Origin of the sequence: Paenibacillus sp. FSL R7-0312 (genome assembly GCF_038004445.1) — a bacterium.
GTDB lineage: Bacteria > Bacillota > Bacilli > Paenibacillales > Paenibacillaceae > Paenibacillus_AQ.
In genome coordinates, this window is the sequence record NZ_JBBORE010000001.1 from 7,530,220 (window position 1) to 7,545,169 (window position 14,950).

Below are 14,950 nucleotides of genomic sequence, written 5' to 3' on the forward strand. Positions count from 1 at the left end.
GGTTTTTCGCATACACTTGGCTGGTTAACCCTGTCGACGGCGCATTGTATTCGGTTTTTCGCATACATTTGGCTCGTGAACGCTATCGGTGGTGCAATGTAGTCGGTTTTTCGCACCCGAGTTGTAGCTGTCCCTAGTCCACCCGTGGTAGCTACACTTCGCGCGGCATCATGCGCCAGGCTCCTTCATCCTTCAGAAGATTCAGTACAGTGACTTCACCCGGAGCGGGTGCAGCTGCTGTATAGAAGGTTACTCCTTCGGTCAGACGCGCCAGCAGCAGACGGATGATACCACCATGAGTTACAATCAGCACGCGCGGAGGCGGGGGATTGGGCGGTGAGTCTGGCGCTAATGGAACTCCCGAAGATAAAATTGGTACTGGTGGAACCGCCACAGTTGAAATGGGCACTGGTGAAACTTCTGCTGGAGGAACTACCGCTGGTGGAACCACCCTTGGTTTGCTGGCTTCAAGACAGGGCATACCGTCGTCCATGCTTCTTAGCTCAAATTCCTGCACCAGCTGAGCCCAGAAATCATCCACCCGGGCTTCAAACTCTTCCCACGCTTCCCCTTCCGGCGGTGTTACTAACTCGGGGTGGTCAATCCAGCTGCGGTAATGCCCGTTATCCTTCAGCTGGTCATAATTGCATCCTTCCCAGGCACCAAAATCCAGCTCGCGCAGCCGCGAATCATAGTTGGCCTGCCGCTCCAGGTGTGGAGCCACGGCTACCAGCGTCTCCCTGCACCTGAGCAGGTCACTGCAATAGACACGCCAGAATTCCCCGCCGAGCGCAGGCTGGTCGCTTAGTGCGGACAATTGCTGCCGCGCCTCCGGCAGCAGCGGCAGATCCGTACTCCCTAAATAGCGCCGTTCCTTGTTCCACTGCGTGTGCCCATGACGGACAAGCACCAGCTCCAGTTCCTGCTCCAGTTCCTGCTCCAACTCCTGCCCCAACTTCAGCTCCAGTTCCTGCTCCAGTTGAGGCTCCCGTGCCAGCTCCTGCTCCTGCCCCAACTCCTGCTCCTGTTCCATTTCCTGCTCCCGTTCCATTTCCTGCTCCTGCTCCTGCTCCTGCCCCAACTTCAACTCCAGCTCCTGCTGCGGTGCCGGGTTTCTTATGCTACTGCGACCTGACGGAGCCAAGCGGCCTTCCTTATCTTTGTCCTTATCTTTGTCCTTATCCTTATCTTTGTCCGTGTCCTTATCTTTGTCCTTACTCGTATCCTTACCCTTGTCCTTGTCCATCTGCACTCCGCTCAGCCCCCCATCCCCTGCCATAACAAGGCAACCGCTGCACACAGGCAGACAAATATGGCTGAAGACAGCATCATTATCCGCGCAGTCACGATAATATCCTCCGGCTCCATTGTCCGCAGGGGATCTCCCATGTAGGCGCGGAAGGAGGTTACGCTGTGGTATACATTTTCTCCACCCAGCCGGATGCCCAGTGCTCCGGCAACTGCCGATTCCGGGTAACCGCTATTCGGGCTGGGATGAAGACGTGCATCCCTCCGGACGGTACGCCAGCATCTCCGCCAGTCCAGCCGCAGCAGTGCTGCACATAAGGTTAGCAATAGCGCTGTAATCCGCGCCGGTATGTAATTGGCCACGTCATCCAGCCGGGCGGATGCCCAGCCCAGATCGCGGTACTTGTCGTTCTTGTAGCCGACCATGGAATCCAGCGTGTTCACCGCACGGTAAGCCATTGCCAGCGGAGCCCCGCCCAGCAGGGCGAAGAACAGCGGCGAGATGATCGCGTCGACGATATTCTCCGCCACTGTCTCCACTGTGCCGCGAACGATTTCCGGACTCTCCAGGTGGCCCGTATCCCGGCCGACAATCATTCCCAGCGCTCTGCGGGCAGCGGGAATATCCCCTTGGCGGAGTTCTGCGAATACCGCCATCCCGGCATCCTTCAAGCCTTTGGAGGCGATCGTTGTCGAGATCAGCCACACTTCGGCCGCCCCGGCCAGCCAGGGGGATATCCGGTAGAGCAGCAGCACTAGCAGCGCTGTCAGCACCCATGCGCCTCCTGCTATCAGGAGCGGAAGCAGCAGCCCCGCCCGCTTCAGGGCACGGGGCGCCGATGCGAAGCGGCGGATAAGCCCCTCTATCGCGCTGATGGCCTTCCCCATATAAACAACGGGATGGGGAAATTTACGCGGATCGCCGACAATCCGGTCCACTATATAAGCAGCCAACAGTATGATGGCAAGCTTCACCTTGGTTCACCCCGCTGCAGTTCCTGGCGGACCATGTTTATCAATCCAGACATTATTCCCGGCCGCCTTTCTTCAGATGGCCGTGCTGCCCATTTAGTGCTTCTTTCGGCGGTAACAGTTCAGCTGCCACTACTGCTTCGACTTCAACTGCTTCTTCTCCACCCGCGGCTTGCCTAGTTTCCACAGAAGCCGCCAGTTGCTCTGCCTGCGCCAAGTCAGCTAGTTCCGCTCTCCGCACAGCTTCCGCCGCCTTCACCGAACGCAGACTTTCCGTCACCGCACTGTACACCAGCCTACCAATGGCTCCCCCGAGGTCGGTCGCTGTTCCGGCATACACATGCTCCGCTGCATAGCGGCGGCTCCCGCTCACCGCAAGCACGATGGCATCCGTTGTGGTCCCGGTTGCGAGTAGACCGTTCTCGGAATCCGTGATTCCGAGATCTGCCAGTGCGGCAGCCTTCGCTTCCGTGGCCGTCATCACGGCATTGACCATGGCCGATGGCGACAGCCAGCCGTCAATGCCGAGCATGATATTAATCGTGCCCGGGCGGTATGCCGCCAGCACGCTGCGCTGCGAGCCGGCGCGGGCGGCATTGCCCGCAGCCGCTGTCACGCAGCACATAATCCCCGCAGAGCCGGTATCCTCCTCGGCAACTGCGGCATGTTCAAGCGGAACGGCCGTCATCAGTCCGGCACAGCCGTCCAGCGGATAACCCCACTCCTGCAGCTTATTTTCCATATCCCGTACCGGATTGCTGCATTCGTAGTCCCGGGAGACATATTGGTTCACCGCCCGCTTCAGGCGGCCTGTTCCTCCGCCATACACCGCGCTTGATATACTGTCCGCCTCAGCCGGAAATTCCAGCAGCAGATGGCCTTCCCGCCACTCCAGCGTTAGTCCCTGCCAGACCCTGCTCTGGTACACCGCCAATCCACCGTCAAGATTAAAGGGTAGGTTCACATTCATTTCTTTCACATTACATCCGCTCCTCTCGCGCAGTAAACTATTCCTAAACCCACTATATCATTATATATATAAGACGCACTTAAGATTTGAACCTGAAGCTTAGTCGTCACTGCAGTGAACCTTTGGACTTCCGACCGCTGCCCGCCCCAGATTTCTTGATATATAGTTTCTCGTCTCCTCTGTATCAAGGTTTGTAGCCTGCAAACAAAAAGCTGACGCCGGAAATCCGGACGCCAGCTTACTCTGCCTCATTCTACTGCTGTTCAGTTTTGTCTAACAGTCTAAGAATCAGGGTCACGGCCTCTGCCCGCGTTGCCTGATCATTCGGAGCCAGCCGGTTATTGCCTTGGCCTTCAACCAGACCCGCTTCATAGGCGGCTGCCGCATACGGCTGACCCCATGAAGGAATAAGATCCGCATCAGCAAATGCTGCCTTAGCCTTGGAGTCAGTCTTCCATTCCAGCGCCCGGGCGATCATTGTAATCATCTCCAGACGGGTAATCTTTCCGCCGGGCCTGAAGGACTGATCCGTATAGCCTGTAATCCAGCCGGATTTAACCGCTGCGGCAACATATGGCTTCGCCCATGGCTGAATGATGCCTTCATCCGTGAAGGAAAGTCCGGATTGCGAAAGGTTCACCTGTAAAGCGCGGCCCAGGATCACCGCGAATTCACTGCGTGTAACGGCTCCGTCCGGACGGAAGGTTCCGTCTGCATAACCGTTCACCAGCTTGCGCTGCGCCGCAGTTATAATGCTCTCTTTTGCCCAGTGCTTCTCTACATCCTTGAACGCAGGCTGAGTAGCCAGACCGCCATCGCCTGTATTTCCTGTGCTGCCTGTGCTGCCCGTATTGCCGGTGGTTACGATAGTACCGATAGTTCCGGCGCTCCCCGTGCTGCTGTTGCCTGAATTCCCATTATTGCTGTTGTTACCGTTGTTACCATTGTTGCTGTTGTTGCCGGTGTTCCCTGTATCCGTGCCTCCGTCAGGCTTGGTGTCTGCCTTTAGAACCGTCAATACAAAGCTTTTCTGCGCCTCCGCCCCGTCTTTCTTCAGAGTGGCTGTCAAAGTCACCCCGATTGTACTCGCCGGACGCTTAACTTCCCCTTTGCCCGAAACGATATCCGGATGACTTGAGGTCCAGGTAATTACACTTCCATGCTCACCTGCTGCCGGCAAAATAACGTCTTTCGTAACCGAGGCCTGGAGGTCTCCATCGGCATAAACAATTTCAAGCTGATCCTTATCTAAGTTAACAGCCAGCGGTTTCGGTAAATCACCTAAAGTTATTGTTACTGAGGCTGTATTTAACGGAACCGTAACGATACCTTTGCTGTTATCCATTATGCCTGCAGATACATCCGTAATATTGTTCACCATGCTCGGCAATTGGACACTGAAGCTAGCCTCTCCGGCACCAGCTTTCGCCTGGCTTAAATCGCTGCTGAAGGTAACCATGAGCTGGTTATCTTGTCTTACAATGCTGTACCCTACTCTGCCGCCTTGCAGGGCGGGGTAATTCTGCACACGGGCCACCGCATTATTGTTCCTGGCAGCATCCTTGACCCACTCCTTAGGAATACCGCGGCCTACAATAATCTCCGTCTTCTGATTCTGATCATAAATCCGCTCGGCAATCAGGGAGTCAATGAGTACCTTGGAGTTAACGGATTGTCCCCACATATGCTGAGCCGATCCACCGCCGCCCGGTGCATTCTGAAGGTTCAGCTGATCATTCGTCTGTGCCCAAGGACTTCCCGCGACAGGATAATTGATCCCTTCCCACCAGCTGAACGGCCCGCTCATCGAATTTTCAATCATGAATTCATACGCTTTAATGCCCATATCCCGGTATTCTTCTCCGCGCAGCGCAGCGCTTCCGTATCCGGCGTTGTATGCGCTTGAATAAAAGCCATGCGGATACCCCCCGAAGTTGTACGGAGAATCTGTCGTATCCTCTTGAATACGCCGGTTGATTCCATAGGAATACGTATCGTCCAGCAGCTTCAGGCTGATGTTGTCCTCGGGCTGCTCCGCCCCATACAGATATCCGTCCCAGTGCCATCTGCCGAACAGGAACATGGAAGCCCAGTTCGCATCTCTGGAGTCTCTCATCCGGTTCTCATCATTGGTCTCAACGACCGAAGCCGGAATATAATCAAGTCCTTCTTCGGTTATCGTCTGCTGCAGCTTGGTTGTGAATTTGGCCAATAAGTCGTCATACCTTGCTTTTGCCCACTCTGCTTCCTGCAAATAGGCTTCGTCATTCTTTATACGGTAGAGCTCGCGGGTTACATATTCATAGGCGGTCAGACCGGTCAGGGCGGAATAATTGTCGATCGTCCAGTTGCCCTCGGAATCAATCGCATACGTTTTTTTCATAATTCCGTCAGCGTTGCGGTCACTCTCGATGGTTCGCGCCCCGAATTTAACCCGCTTCTCAAATACGGTACCGGTAGAGCCGTCATCGGCGGTCATCTGCTCATCGAATATGGAGGCGTCACCGGTTTTACTTAAGTAAACCGCATAGGCCCACGGAATTTTCCAGTTCGTATCCCAATACAGATTGCTGTCCACCTGCCCCGTCTCCATGTTGATTCCACCTGTCAATGGGATACTCTTCAGATAATCCTGCGCATGGGCGAAATCCCCGCTCTGAATCAGGTTCACCAGAATACCCAGCGTATCATGGGAGAATAACCGGGCATAGCCGTTCTCCCCCACATGCAGATACGAATCATCTTTAATAATCAGCGTATCGATATAGCCGGATTTGAACGCATTTTCAAGCTCCCGGTTCGGTAATCCGATATCCACTACTGCTGAGAGTCTCGTCAGCCAATAAGCCTTCATCTCACTGTAGTTGGCTTCGAAGGTTCCCAGACCCGCCACCTGCTCTTTAGTTAAGGAAGTAAACCGGGTCAAGTTCTTGTCAAAATATTCATATTTATCAGCTTCAATCGCATATTCCCTGACAACGCTTTCCCCCGGCTGAACGGTGTACGTATTTACAGCGTCCGCATTGAGTGGCACCAGATTGCCCGAGACGACCGGCAGCAGCATGAGCTCGCCTGAATGATTCGCAGCCGTGACTCTCGAATAGTTGACGACATAATCCTTATGGTCCACCGTATGCTTGTTGGCGAAGGTCTCAATCTTGTAGTCTACTTTATTCTTCGTATATTCACTGATCATTACCGGTAAATAACCTTCCCCCTTGGTCCACTTGATGTTGCTTGTGTCCGCAACTCCGAAGGTAACCATTTGTTTCGGGGCCACCGGACCATGCTGCTCCGGACGGCTTCCGCCGATTTGATACGATCCGTCCAGAAAAGCGAGGGAAGCATTCTTATCTCCTTCGAAGCCGAAGGCCGCAGTCATTTGTGCATGGGTATCGTACTGGTATTTGCCCGCAGTCTTCAAATTATGAACCGCTTCCAAAACAGCGGAGTAGGCGGTCAGCTTCTCGTTATCCGGGGCGTTGGCCCCCAGCGCCTTGGCAGCTTGCACAGCTTCATTCAAGGTGTTCAGGGAACTGAGGGTGTAGCCTTTAATGACGGCCCGGCTAATAAGATCGATCTGTCCGGCAATCGCCGCCATATCCATCTTAATCTCCAGCTGGTCCCTTGCCGCCTGTAAATGGCTGAGTGCTGCATCGATCCCCTCCTGATTAGCGTCAAAATCGTTCAAAACCAGACCGGCATTAGCCAACGCGGCTTCGAGTGCAGACCACGACTGCACGGTGTACAGCCTGCTGTTGTAGTTAGATTTGGCAATATCATCGATTAAGGCCTGCAAGGCGGTTCTGTCCACATCCGTATTCTTAATAATTCTTAAAATGCCGGTGCCCAGATGTGCTTCGGATTGGAAGGCTCCGGAGACGCTTTTGCCAAAAAATTCACTTGCCGTTTCCCCGTTCTTCTTCATGACCATCCAGCGGTATTTGCCGGCGGAGAGATTCTTCTGTGATAAAACCAGAGCGTACCTTGTATTTCCGGCAAGACTGTAACGGAGTGGAATCGTAGTCATTTCACCGTCCGCAACACGGTCCCGGCTGACCACGGTTTCTGCAAGAGGAGCACCTGCCGGGAAGCCGGAAGGGTCTGTCCCATATAGCTTCACAGTCAAGTCGCTTACGCTATTGGACATTTTTCTCACATTTACTTGTGCGTACTGCATCTCGAAGCTCTCCTGAGCAGTAAAAGTCTGATATCTATCCTGCTGATCCCCATTACTGCCGAACTCGTATTCATTCTCCGCAGCACCTGTGTAATCGATCATCAGATTGGTTTCTCTTCTTACCAGAGCCGCTTGCTTCTGCTCTAGAAGAGACAGGGCCGTGTCGATCTCCGCCTGAAGGGCATCCGGCTTGTCCAGAACCTCCTTGGCTTGAATCCTTGCTTTGGCAAAGTCCTGCCAGGATTCATCCGTGTGTACACCTTGGAGTTTGTCCTTCACCTGATTATAGGCAAGCTGCAGCGCACTTTTGTCGGCTACCTCCTTGCTGCTTACCGCAAGTCCCGAGAAGGACATGTTACCGTACCGTGAAAGGGTTTCTGCCTGCAGACCCTCAACCTTTAATTGCACATTGGCGGGCACCTTAATTTGATACTTGTATACTTCCGAGGTCCCACCCGCATTGATTTCCTTCGTCTCCATGAGGTTCATATCTGCATAGATCCTCACAGCAGCTTTCGCCTGCCATAGCCCGATGCCGAAGACGACCGTTGACTCCTGCGGCTGCGGGGCAATTTGGAAGGTCCAGCCTACATTCCCGTATATCCCCGAATCTCTATTCTTGGGGAAAAACACGCCGAATCCGGTATCCTTGACAGCCCTTTCATAACCAGGCATGCCGTCATTCCAGGAATAGGACAAATAATTCCCGTCATTGCCCCTATCTGGCTTCCCTTCGGTACCTGTCGTACCGTTCCCGTACACGCTGAAGGTTACAGAGCTGGGAACGGCCTTTTTAATCTGAATGATGTCGTCCGGTCCATTGCCTCTCAGATGCAGCCAGTCTACATTCCCAACCTCCGACAGATCCAGCGCATACTCACCTTCTACTTTACTTTGGGTAATATCAAGTGCGGCGGAGCTTACAGCGGCATCTGTGCCTTCTGCTCCATAAGCGGCCGGGGGCTGGCCAAGCGGGGTTGAGGATAGGACCAGTGAAGCCAGCAATATCAAGACGGGGATTTTTCGTAAGGGTATTCTGAACATTCTTTAACCTCCTTGTGTATTTGATTTAAGCATATAAAAACCCGGTAAATTTAAACATACGAATATCTTTACATCCAGCCGACTTTTTTTACCTCTTTACGGCCCGGCCATCCGGTTAACCTTAATGCCTGGGTTCATGTACGCTTAGCAACAAGTCTGCGGGGTGAACGCGTTGCCGGTAATATCCAGGTAACATACATTCTTCAAACACAAAAATACATTCTTCAAACACAAAAAAACCGTTCCTGTAATTAATGGAGGTATCACCCGCCATTTCTAAAGGAGCGATTTCTATGTATACTCACCAGATGATGGACCCTTCCGATAAGAGACGGGTTCCGTTCCGTGCTATAGCCGGCCTAATAAGTGGAATTATGACATTTAATTATATGCTTTAACCGTGCATACGGCGGTTATTAAGTGGAAAAACAGCATCTAATTCTCTTGATTTCGCCTCCAAACGGGGATGCGGGACGAATAGATGTACTTTTTCCAACTGCTGTCCCGAAAATGTCTGGTTCAGGCTAAATAAATGCTCTTTTTCCACTAATTTCTTGAGGAGAGGCTACGTGCACACTGGCAGCGAAGCGAGACGGAGAACCGTTGCTGGCGGGCTCGCTGACGGATGACGGCGGGCACGCTAACGGATGGCGGCGGGCTCACTCTCCATTGTTGCAGCAGCTCTCAGCTCCCCGCACGCAGCGCCGCCCCCAGCTCCCGCAGCAGCCGGGCATTGTCCGCCCAGCCCTTCACTGCGACGCGCATATGCCCCGGCTCAAGGCCGGGGTACATCGCGCAGCTGCGGACGAGTATGCCGCCCGCGCCCAGCCGCCGCTGCATCTCCTGCGCGCTCCACGGAGCGGGCAGCCGCAGCAGCAGGAAGTTCGCTTCGCCCGGCGGCACTTCGCAGCCGAGCTCAAGCAGACCTTGGCGCAGCAGCTGCCGCTCTGCTGCGATCAGCGCGCGCGTCTCCTGCCCGTAGCCGTCGCCGCTCTGCAGACAGGCTTCCCCGGCCAGCAGCGCCAGGCCGTTCACGCTCCAGGTCACCTGCTTGCCGGTCATCGCCGCGGCAAGCTCCGGGTGCGCGGCGGTGAAGCCCAGCCGCAGCCCGGGAATGGCAAAGAACTTCGTCATCGAGCGCACCAGCACCGTATGACGGTAAGCCCCCAGCTCCGGCAGCAGGGATTGCCGGTCCGCCTCCGGTATGAAGTCAATGAACGCTTCATCCACGGCAAGAATCGTCCCGCAGGCTTCCGCCTTGCGGGCCAGCACCCGCAGCTCGTCCAGCGGATACTGGACGCCGTTCGGATTATTCGGCTGGCCGAGGAACAGCAGATCCGTCTGCTCCAGCAGGCCGGAGATCTCGTCCACGGAGGCCCGGTAATCGGTGCCGCGGGTCCCCTGAACGGACAAAACCTCGGCACCGAACTGCTCTGCTAGCTGGCGGTATTCGGAGAAGCACGGCTCGACAATGCCTACGCGGCGCGGGGCCGCTGCCAACAGGAGCAGGGCCATCGACTCGGCAGCTCCATTGGCAACGGTAATCCAGTCCGTGCCTACGCCCAGGCTCTCCGCGAGCAGCGCTTTCAGCCTCCGGTGTCCCGGATCAGGATACGCTGTAATCGCGGAGACTGCATCCCGCAGCAGCGCGAGCACCCCCGGCGGCGGGCCCAGCGGATTAATATTGGCGCTGAAATCCAGGAAGCCACCGCTATTCTCTCCGTATAGCTCGGCCGCAGTCAACAGATCGCCGCCGTGTCCGTATTTTTCAAGCATGAGTACACTCCCTTTACGCTCAATCATTACTTCATTAATTTAATTGAACTACACTTATTTGAGTAGCAGATCAGCCGCTGCCAAAATCCTGCCCATAATACAACATTCTCCGCATGATTCCGGCAATAATCCAGAACTGTTGTATAAAAGGCAGCATTTCGTCCCCTCCAAGCGGTTTAGCAGGACAATTCTTGTATCTCATACAACAATCTGTGTGAATAATGAGGTATTTAGGATGCAAAGTTGCAATACGTACAACACATAAGCCTATGTAGTGTGAAACTTAGCAATCTGTCACCCAATTATCGGCCAATTGCCGGAAGTACGTCAATGCTCCACAGCAAACGCACAGGTGCGCCCGGCATGATGATCCCAGGCACTTATCAAGCGGAGAAATACCGGGCGAAGCTGATTCTGCCGGGCAGAAGTCCTCCTCCAGCCTCAGTGGAGGGTAAACTGGTGGCCCTTGCGTAACTCCGGCCGGCTAAGTAAACTTTCGATTTTGTGGAAATCTCTCTTTTAGTTTAGAATAAGTACAGCAGTTTACTATGGCCAAGCGGAGGAATCACTATGCTTTTTATCGATAACACCGGAATTACAGACGCATCGGTCAATCTGGCCATTGAGGAATTTGCACTCAAGAACCTGCCGATGGACGAGAGCTATCTGCTTTTTTATATCAACAGCCCGTCGATTATTATCGGCAAACATCAGAACACCATCGAAGAGATCAACCAGGAATATGTGAAGGACAACAATATCCAGGTTGTACGGCGGTTATCCGGCGGCGGCGCGGTCTATCATGATCTGGGCAATCTGAACTTCAGCTTCATTACCAAGGATGACGGACAGTCTTTCCATAACTTCCTCAAATTCACCCAACCCGTTATCGACTATCTGCAGTCGATGGGAGTGAACGCCGAGCTGAGCGGACGCAACGATCTTCAGGTAGGGGAGCAGAAAATCTCCGGCAATGCCCAATTCTCCACACGCGGACGTATGTTCAGCCACGGCACCTTAATGTTTGACCTTAATCTGGATGATGTCCAGGCTTCACTGAATGTGAATCCCGAGAAGTTCAAATCGAAGAGCACCAAGTCCGTACGCAGCCGCGTCGCCAATATCAAAGAGCTGCTGGGCAACCCCGATATGACGATTGAGGCGTTCCGCGAAGGCCTGCTGCGTTCCATCTTCGGGATGGAGGCGTCCGAGGTCCCCCAGTACAAGCTGACCATGGACGACTGGGTGCGGATCAATGAAATCTCCAAGGAGCATTACCAGAACTGGGACTGGAACTACGGCCTCTCGCCAAAAAGCAATGTGAAGCATACCCGCAAATTCCCGGCAGGGCTGGTGGATATCCGCATGGATATTGAAGATTCTGTCATCCGCGAGATCAAAATCTACGGGGACTTCTTCGGTGTCGGCGATGTGGCGGATGTGGAGAACGCGCTGCGCGGCAAACGTTATGCGGAAGCTGACGTCAGAGAGGCACTGGCTGATCTCGATCTGAAGCATTACTTCGGCCGCATTGAGCCGGAAGACTTCATCGGACTGGTGTTTCTTGAAGAATAAACTTGAGGAATAAAATAGAAGGCATTACAGGCCAAAGCCCTCCCGCGCGGATGATCTCCGCACCGGAGGGCTTTGCCGTATACGCTTGCCGGTATTGAACCAAGCACTGCCGCTCCCCCTCAACAAGCAAGTGGATAAACGTATCTTAAATCGCCCGTTTCTGAGGATTCCAGGGAAGCAAGTGGATAAACAGCATCTATTATTGCTCTCTTTCGCTACTTAGGCCGAACCGAGAGGTTATAAGTGCTGTTTATCCACCTGCTGTTGCAGCAGGAAGCATTCATTCATCAGCAAGTGTACGAAATCCAACTATTTCCGGTCCTCACCGCATCCTGACCTAACCCGTTCGCTATCAGACGTCATCCCAAAGAGGGTGTAAGCACAAACACATAGACAACCAGCGCCAGCGTGAGCATTACGCACACCTTCTCCACCGCATTGCCTTTCTTCGTGCCGGTGCTCATCAGCTTCAGCCGCAGCTTGACCGGCAGCGGGGGCAGCGGCGTAATTCCGCGCTGGGTCAGGGAATCGGCCAGCAGATGCAGGCCGTAGGACATACTCCCGGCAATCCAGAGACTGCCTCCATCATCCATGCCCTTTGATACAAAATACAGCAGCGCCCCCCAGCCGGCCACGGCATACAGCGTATGCGTGATTCCCCGGTGCGGGACAACGGAAGCTACGACCAGCACACAGGCGGCAATATAGTTCCATGGCTCATAGGCATCGGCAAAAGCAAACAGCGCCAGCGCAATCAGCAGCATCACCAGATGCCTCAGCCTCCTGCCCGGCAGAAAAGACACACTGCCGACCAGCAGAGCCAGGGCCATATTCCACGGCGGAGCAGCGATTCCGGCAAAATAAAGATAAATTGCTGCCCCGATCAGGGATACCTGCAGGATACGCAGCAGAAACTCGGGAACTGCCTTGCGTACCAGTAGTGAATTCGGCTCGTCGATATCGGGCAGCAGCGAGCTGACCACCGCAACGGCGACGGCCGGAAGAGTGATTTCAAGCCCAAATAAACTCATGGCGGACAAGGTAACCCCGGTGCTGATAACTAAATGGGATTTGCCCATCATGGTGAATCCGCTCCTTCATATGAGAGTATAATGATTCTGGATGCCCGAAATAAGAACAAGTGTGCGGTTATCGAAGTATACCAAGGCTTTCCTTTTTTGTCCAGCGGATAACGGGTTACAAGCTTCCTGTATCCCGTACGGACACGGCCGCTACGCAGTTTCGGCTTGTCCTGCCCCCTGATTTAGGATACAATTTGGACAACTCAACCGGCCCTGAAAGGATGACACCTTGTGAATCGCTCCCGAATCGCCGATCTAAGTCTGCTGCTGGTGGCGATGATGTGGGGATGTACGTTTCTTATTGTGCAATCTGCCGTCCGGGTACTGCCGCCGCTTGCCTTCAACAGCATCCGGTTTATAGGTGCCGCCCTGCTGCTTGCCCTAATTACTGCCGTCTTCTACCGTCAGGAATGGAAGAAGCTAAGCTTACGTATGATTCTGCATGCTCTGCTGCTGGGCCTGCTGCTCTTCCTGGGCTATGGCTTCCAGACCATAGGACTGCTGTATACTACCACCTCCAATACAGGGTTCATTACCGGACTGTCAGTGGTACTTGTACCTTTCCTGTCTCTGGCGCTGCTGAAGCATGCCATCTCCCGTTTCACCTGGTTCAGTGCCGGACTCGCTGCGGTTGGCCTGTATCTGCTGACCTTCACCGGCTCTGCGTTCTCCCTGAATAAGGGCGATGGCCTGATCCTGCTCTGCGCCGCCTTCTTTGCACTGCAGATCGTGTATACCGGCATATATGCGCCGCGTTATCCGGCCTTGCCGCTGGCCGCGCTGCAGCTTGCCTTTGTGGGCCTGTTCAGCGTCCTGGCCTCCCTTCTGGTGGATGGCCCCGCACCGCTTATGCACAGCGGAGAGCTGCTCGCGAAGCCGGAAGTGCTCTGGGCCATGCTAATCTCCATCGGCCCGACCAGCGCCTTCGCCTTCTGGATTCAGACCGCCTGCCAGAAATACACCACCCCGTCCCGGGTGGCGATTATTTATGCCACAGAGCCGGTATTCGCTGCAGTAACGGGCCTGCTCTTCGGCGGAGAGATACTCGGCCTGTCCGCTGCGCTAGGCTGTGGATGCATACTTGCCGCCATGCTGATGGCGGAGCTGAGTCCTGATCCAGTGCGGACGAAGGCGGAGGGCTAGCCCCATTTTAAAAGTTACATGCTTCAGACAAAAAGTCGTGCTTCTGTTCCCCTTCTTATAGAAGATTCAGCGGAAAGCCGGACTAAACCAACCTTTTAGGAGAGAACCCAAATGTACAAATTGATTGCTATCGATATTGACGACACCCTGATTAATGACAACAAGGAAGTTACCCCTGCCACCCAAACCGCCCTGGAACAGGCTGTCGCCGCAGGCGTTGTAGTTACACTCGCTACCGGACGCGCATATGCCTCCGCCCAGGCGATTGCCCGCCAGACCGGACTGAATGTGCCGATCATCACCTACCAGGGTGCATTAGTTAAGAATCTGCTGGATGAAGCAGTGCTCTATGAGCGTTATGTGCCGCAGGATGCAGTGCGCAAGCTGTTCCAGTACTGTGTGGAGCATGACCTGCATCTGCAGACTTACATCGACGACAAGCTCTATGCCCGCGAAGAGAACCAGAAGCTGATCGATTATTCTACCTTGAACGGAACACAATACTACATTGAGCCGAACTGGGAAGAGAAGCTGGTTCCGCAAAAAACACCTAAAATGCTCATCATCGACGATCCGGCCTTCCTGGATGAACTGTCTCCGATCCTGCGCAATCTGCTTGGTGATTCGGTTCACATCACGAAGTCCAAGCCGCATTTCCTGGAGATCATGCATCATGAAGGCACCAAGGGCCTGGCGCTCGAATTCCTGGCTAAGCATTTCGGCTGCGAGCTGTCCGAGACTATCGCTGTCGGCGATTCCTGGAACGATCATGAGATGCTCGAAGCCGCCGGTCTCGGTGTCGCGATGGCGAATGCTATTCCTGCCCTGAAGGAAATCGCCGATTTCGTTACCCTCAGCAACAATGAGGACGGCGTGAAATACGCGATTGATAAATTCATTCTGAACACTGCTGAATAAGCAGCCTAAGCTTTACCCGCTTCCCCCTGCTGCCCTCCGGCA

General features: G+C 54.2%; 10 protein-coding genes. 4 read left to right on the forward strand and 6 right to left on the reverse strand.

Annotation, left to right across the window (positions count from 1 at the left end):
• Nucleotides 1–151 precede the first annotated feature (151 nt).
• The 5 genes from MKX70_RS32495 to cobD form a co-directional block, all read right to left on the reverse strand.
• On the reverse strand, nt 152–1,246 hold the full coding sequence (locus MKX70_RS32495) for a histidine phosphatase family protein (RefSeq protein WP_340841726.1): 1,095 nt from the start codon (nt 1,244–1,246) through the stop codon (nt 152–154).
• Nucleotides 1,247–1,257: 11 nt separating this feature from the next.
• The gene (gene cbiB / locus MKX70_RS32500; protein ID WP_042233305.1) at nt 1,258–2,223 is read right to left on the reverse strand and encodes an adenosylcobinamide-phosphate synthase CbiB; all 966 of its coding nucleotides are present in this window, start codon (nt 2,221–2,223) and stop codon (nt 1,258–1,260) included.
• A 52-nt stretch (nt 2,224–2,275) separates the two neighbouring features.
• The gene (locus MKX70_RS32505; RefSeq protein ID WP_081956767.1) at nt 2,276–3,190 is read right to left on the reverse strand and encodes an adenosylcobinamide amidohydrolase; all 915 of its coding nucleotides are present in this window, start codon (nt 3,188–3,190) and stop codon (nt 2,276–2,278) included.
• Between the two features lie 253 nt (nt 3,191–3,443).
• The gene (locus MKX70_RS32510) at nt 3,444–8,414 is read right to left on the reverse strand and encodes an S-layer homology domain-containing protein (RefSeq protein WP_340841568.1); all 4,971 of its coding nucleotides are present in this window, start codon (nt 8,412–8,414) and stop codon (nt 3,444–3,446) included.
• A gap of 684 nt (nt 8,415–9,098) precedes the next feature.
• A complete protein-coding gene (cobD, locus tag MKX70_RS32515) occupies nt 9,099–10,190 on the reverse strand; it encodes a threonine-phosphate decarboxylase CobD (RefSeq protein WP_340841569.1) in 1,092 nt (363 codons plus the stop codon).
• 330 nt (nt 10,191–10,520) lie between these two features.
• Here cobD and MKX70_RS32520 point away from each other — a divergent pair, with 330 nt between their 5' ends.
• Nucleotides 10,521–10,664 (forward strand): hypothetical protein, encoded by a 144-nt coding sequence (locus tag MKX70_RS32520; RefSeq protein ID WP_340841570.1) that lies wholly within the window; start codon nt 10,521–10,523, stop codon nt 10,662–10,664.
• Nucleotides 10,665–10,760: 96 nt separating this feature from the next.
• Nucleotides 10,761–11,765: a lipoate--protein ligase gene (locus MKX70_RS32525; RefSeq protein ID WP_042233303.1), complete on the forward strand. Its 1,005-nt coding sequence runs from the start codon at nt 10,761–10,763 to the stop codon at nt 11,763–11,765.
• Nucleotides 11,766–12,124: 359 nt separating this feature from the next.
• Here the strand turns inward: MKX70_RS32525 and MKX70_RS32530 are convergent, their stop codons facing one another.
• A complete protein-coding gene (locus tag MKX70_RS32530) occupies nt 12,125–12,847 on the reverse strand; it encodes a metal-dependent hydrolase (RefSeq protein WP_340841571.1) in 723 nt (240 codons plus the stop codon).
• Nucleotides 12,848–13,078: 231 nt separating this feature from the next.
• Between MKX70_RS32530 and MKX70_RS32535 the strand changes: the two genes are divergently transcribed.
• Complete coding sequence (locus tag MKX70_RS32535) at nt 13,079–13,990, forward strand: DMT family transporter (protein ID WP_042233301.1); 912 nt, start codon at nt 13,079–13,081, stop codon at nt 13,988–13,990.
• Nucleotides 13,991–14,101: 111 nt separating this feature from the next.
• Nucleotides 14,102–14,908, forward strand: coding sequence for a Cof-type HAD-IIB family hydrolase (locus MKX70_RS32540; protein WP_042233300.1), 807 nt, complete (start codon nt 14,102–14,104; stop codon nt 14,906–14,908).
• Nucleotides 14,909–14,950 lie beyond the last annotated feature (42 nt).

What these genes read in the sequence shown, in the direction of transcription:
- MKX70_RS32505 (WP_081956767.1), bottom strand. Translation starts at nt 3,190, where the DNA reads ATGAATGTGAACCTACCCTTTAATCTTGACGGTGGATTGGCGGTGTAC.
- MKX70_RS32510 (WP_340841568.1), bottom strand. Translation starts at nt 8,414, where the DNA reads ATGTTCAGAATACCCTTACGAAAAATCCCCGTCTTGATATTGCTGGCT.
- MKX70_RS32540 (WP_042233300.1), top strand. Translation starts at nt 14,102, where the DNA reads ATGTACAAATTGATTGCTATCGATATTGACGACACCCTGATTAATGAC.
- MKX70_RS32530 (WP_340841571.1), bottom strand. Translation starts at nt 12,847, where the DNA reads ATGATGGGCAAATCCCATTTAGTTATCAGCACCGGGGTTACCTTGTCC.
- MKX70_RS32525 (WP_042233303.1), top strand. Translation starts at nt 10,761, where the DNA reads ATGCTTTTTATCGATAACACCGGAATTACAGACGCATCGGTCAATCTG.
- MKX70_RS32495 (WP_340841726.1), bottom strand. Translation starts at nt 1,246, where the DNA reads ATGGACAAGGACAAGGGTAAGGATACGAGTAAGGACAAAGATAAGGAC.
- MKX70_RS32520 (WP_340841570.1), top strand. Translation starts at nt 10,521, where the DNA reads ATGCTCCACAGCAAACGCACAGGTGCGCCCGGCATGATGATCCCAGGC.
- cobD (WP_340841569.1), bottom strand. Translation starts at nt 10,190, where the DNA reads ATGCTTGAAAAATACGGACACGGCGGCGATCTGTTGACTGCGGCCGAG.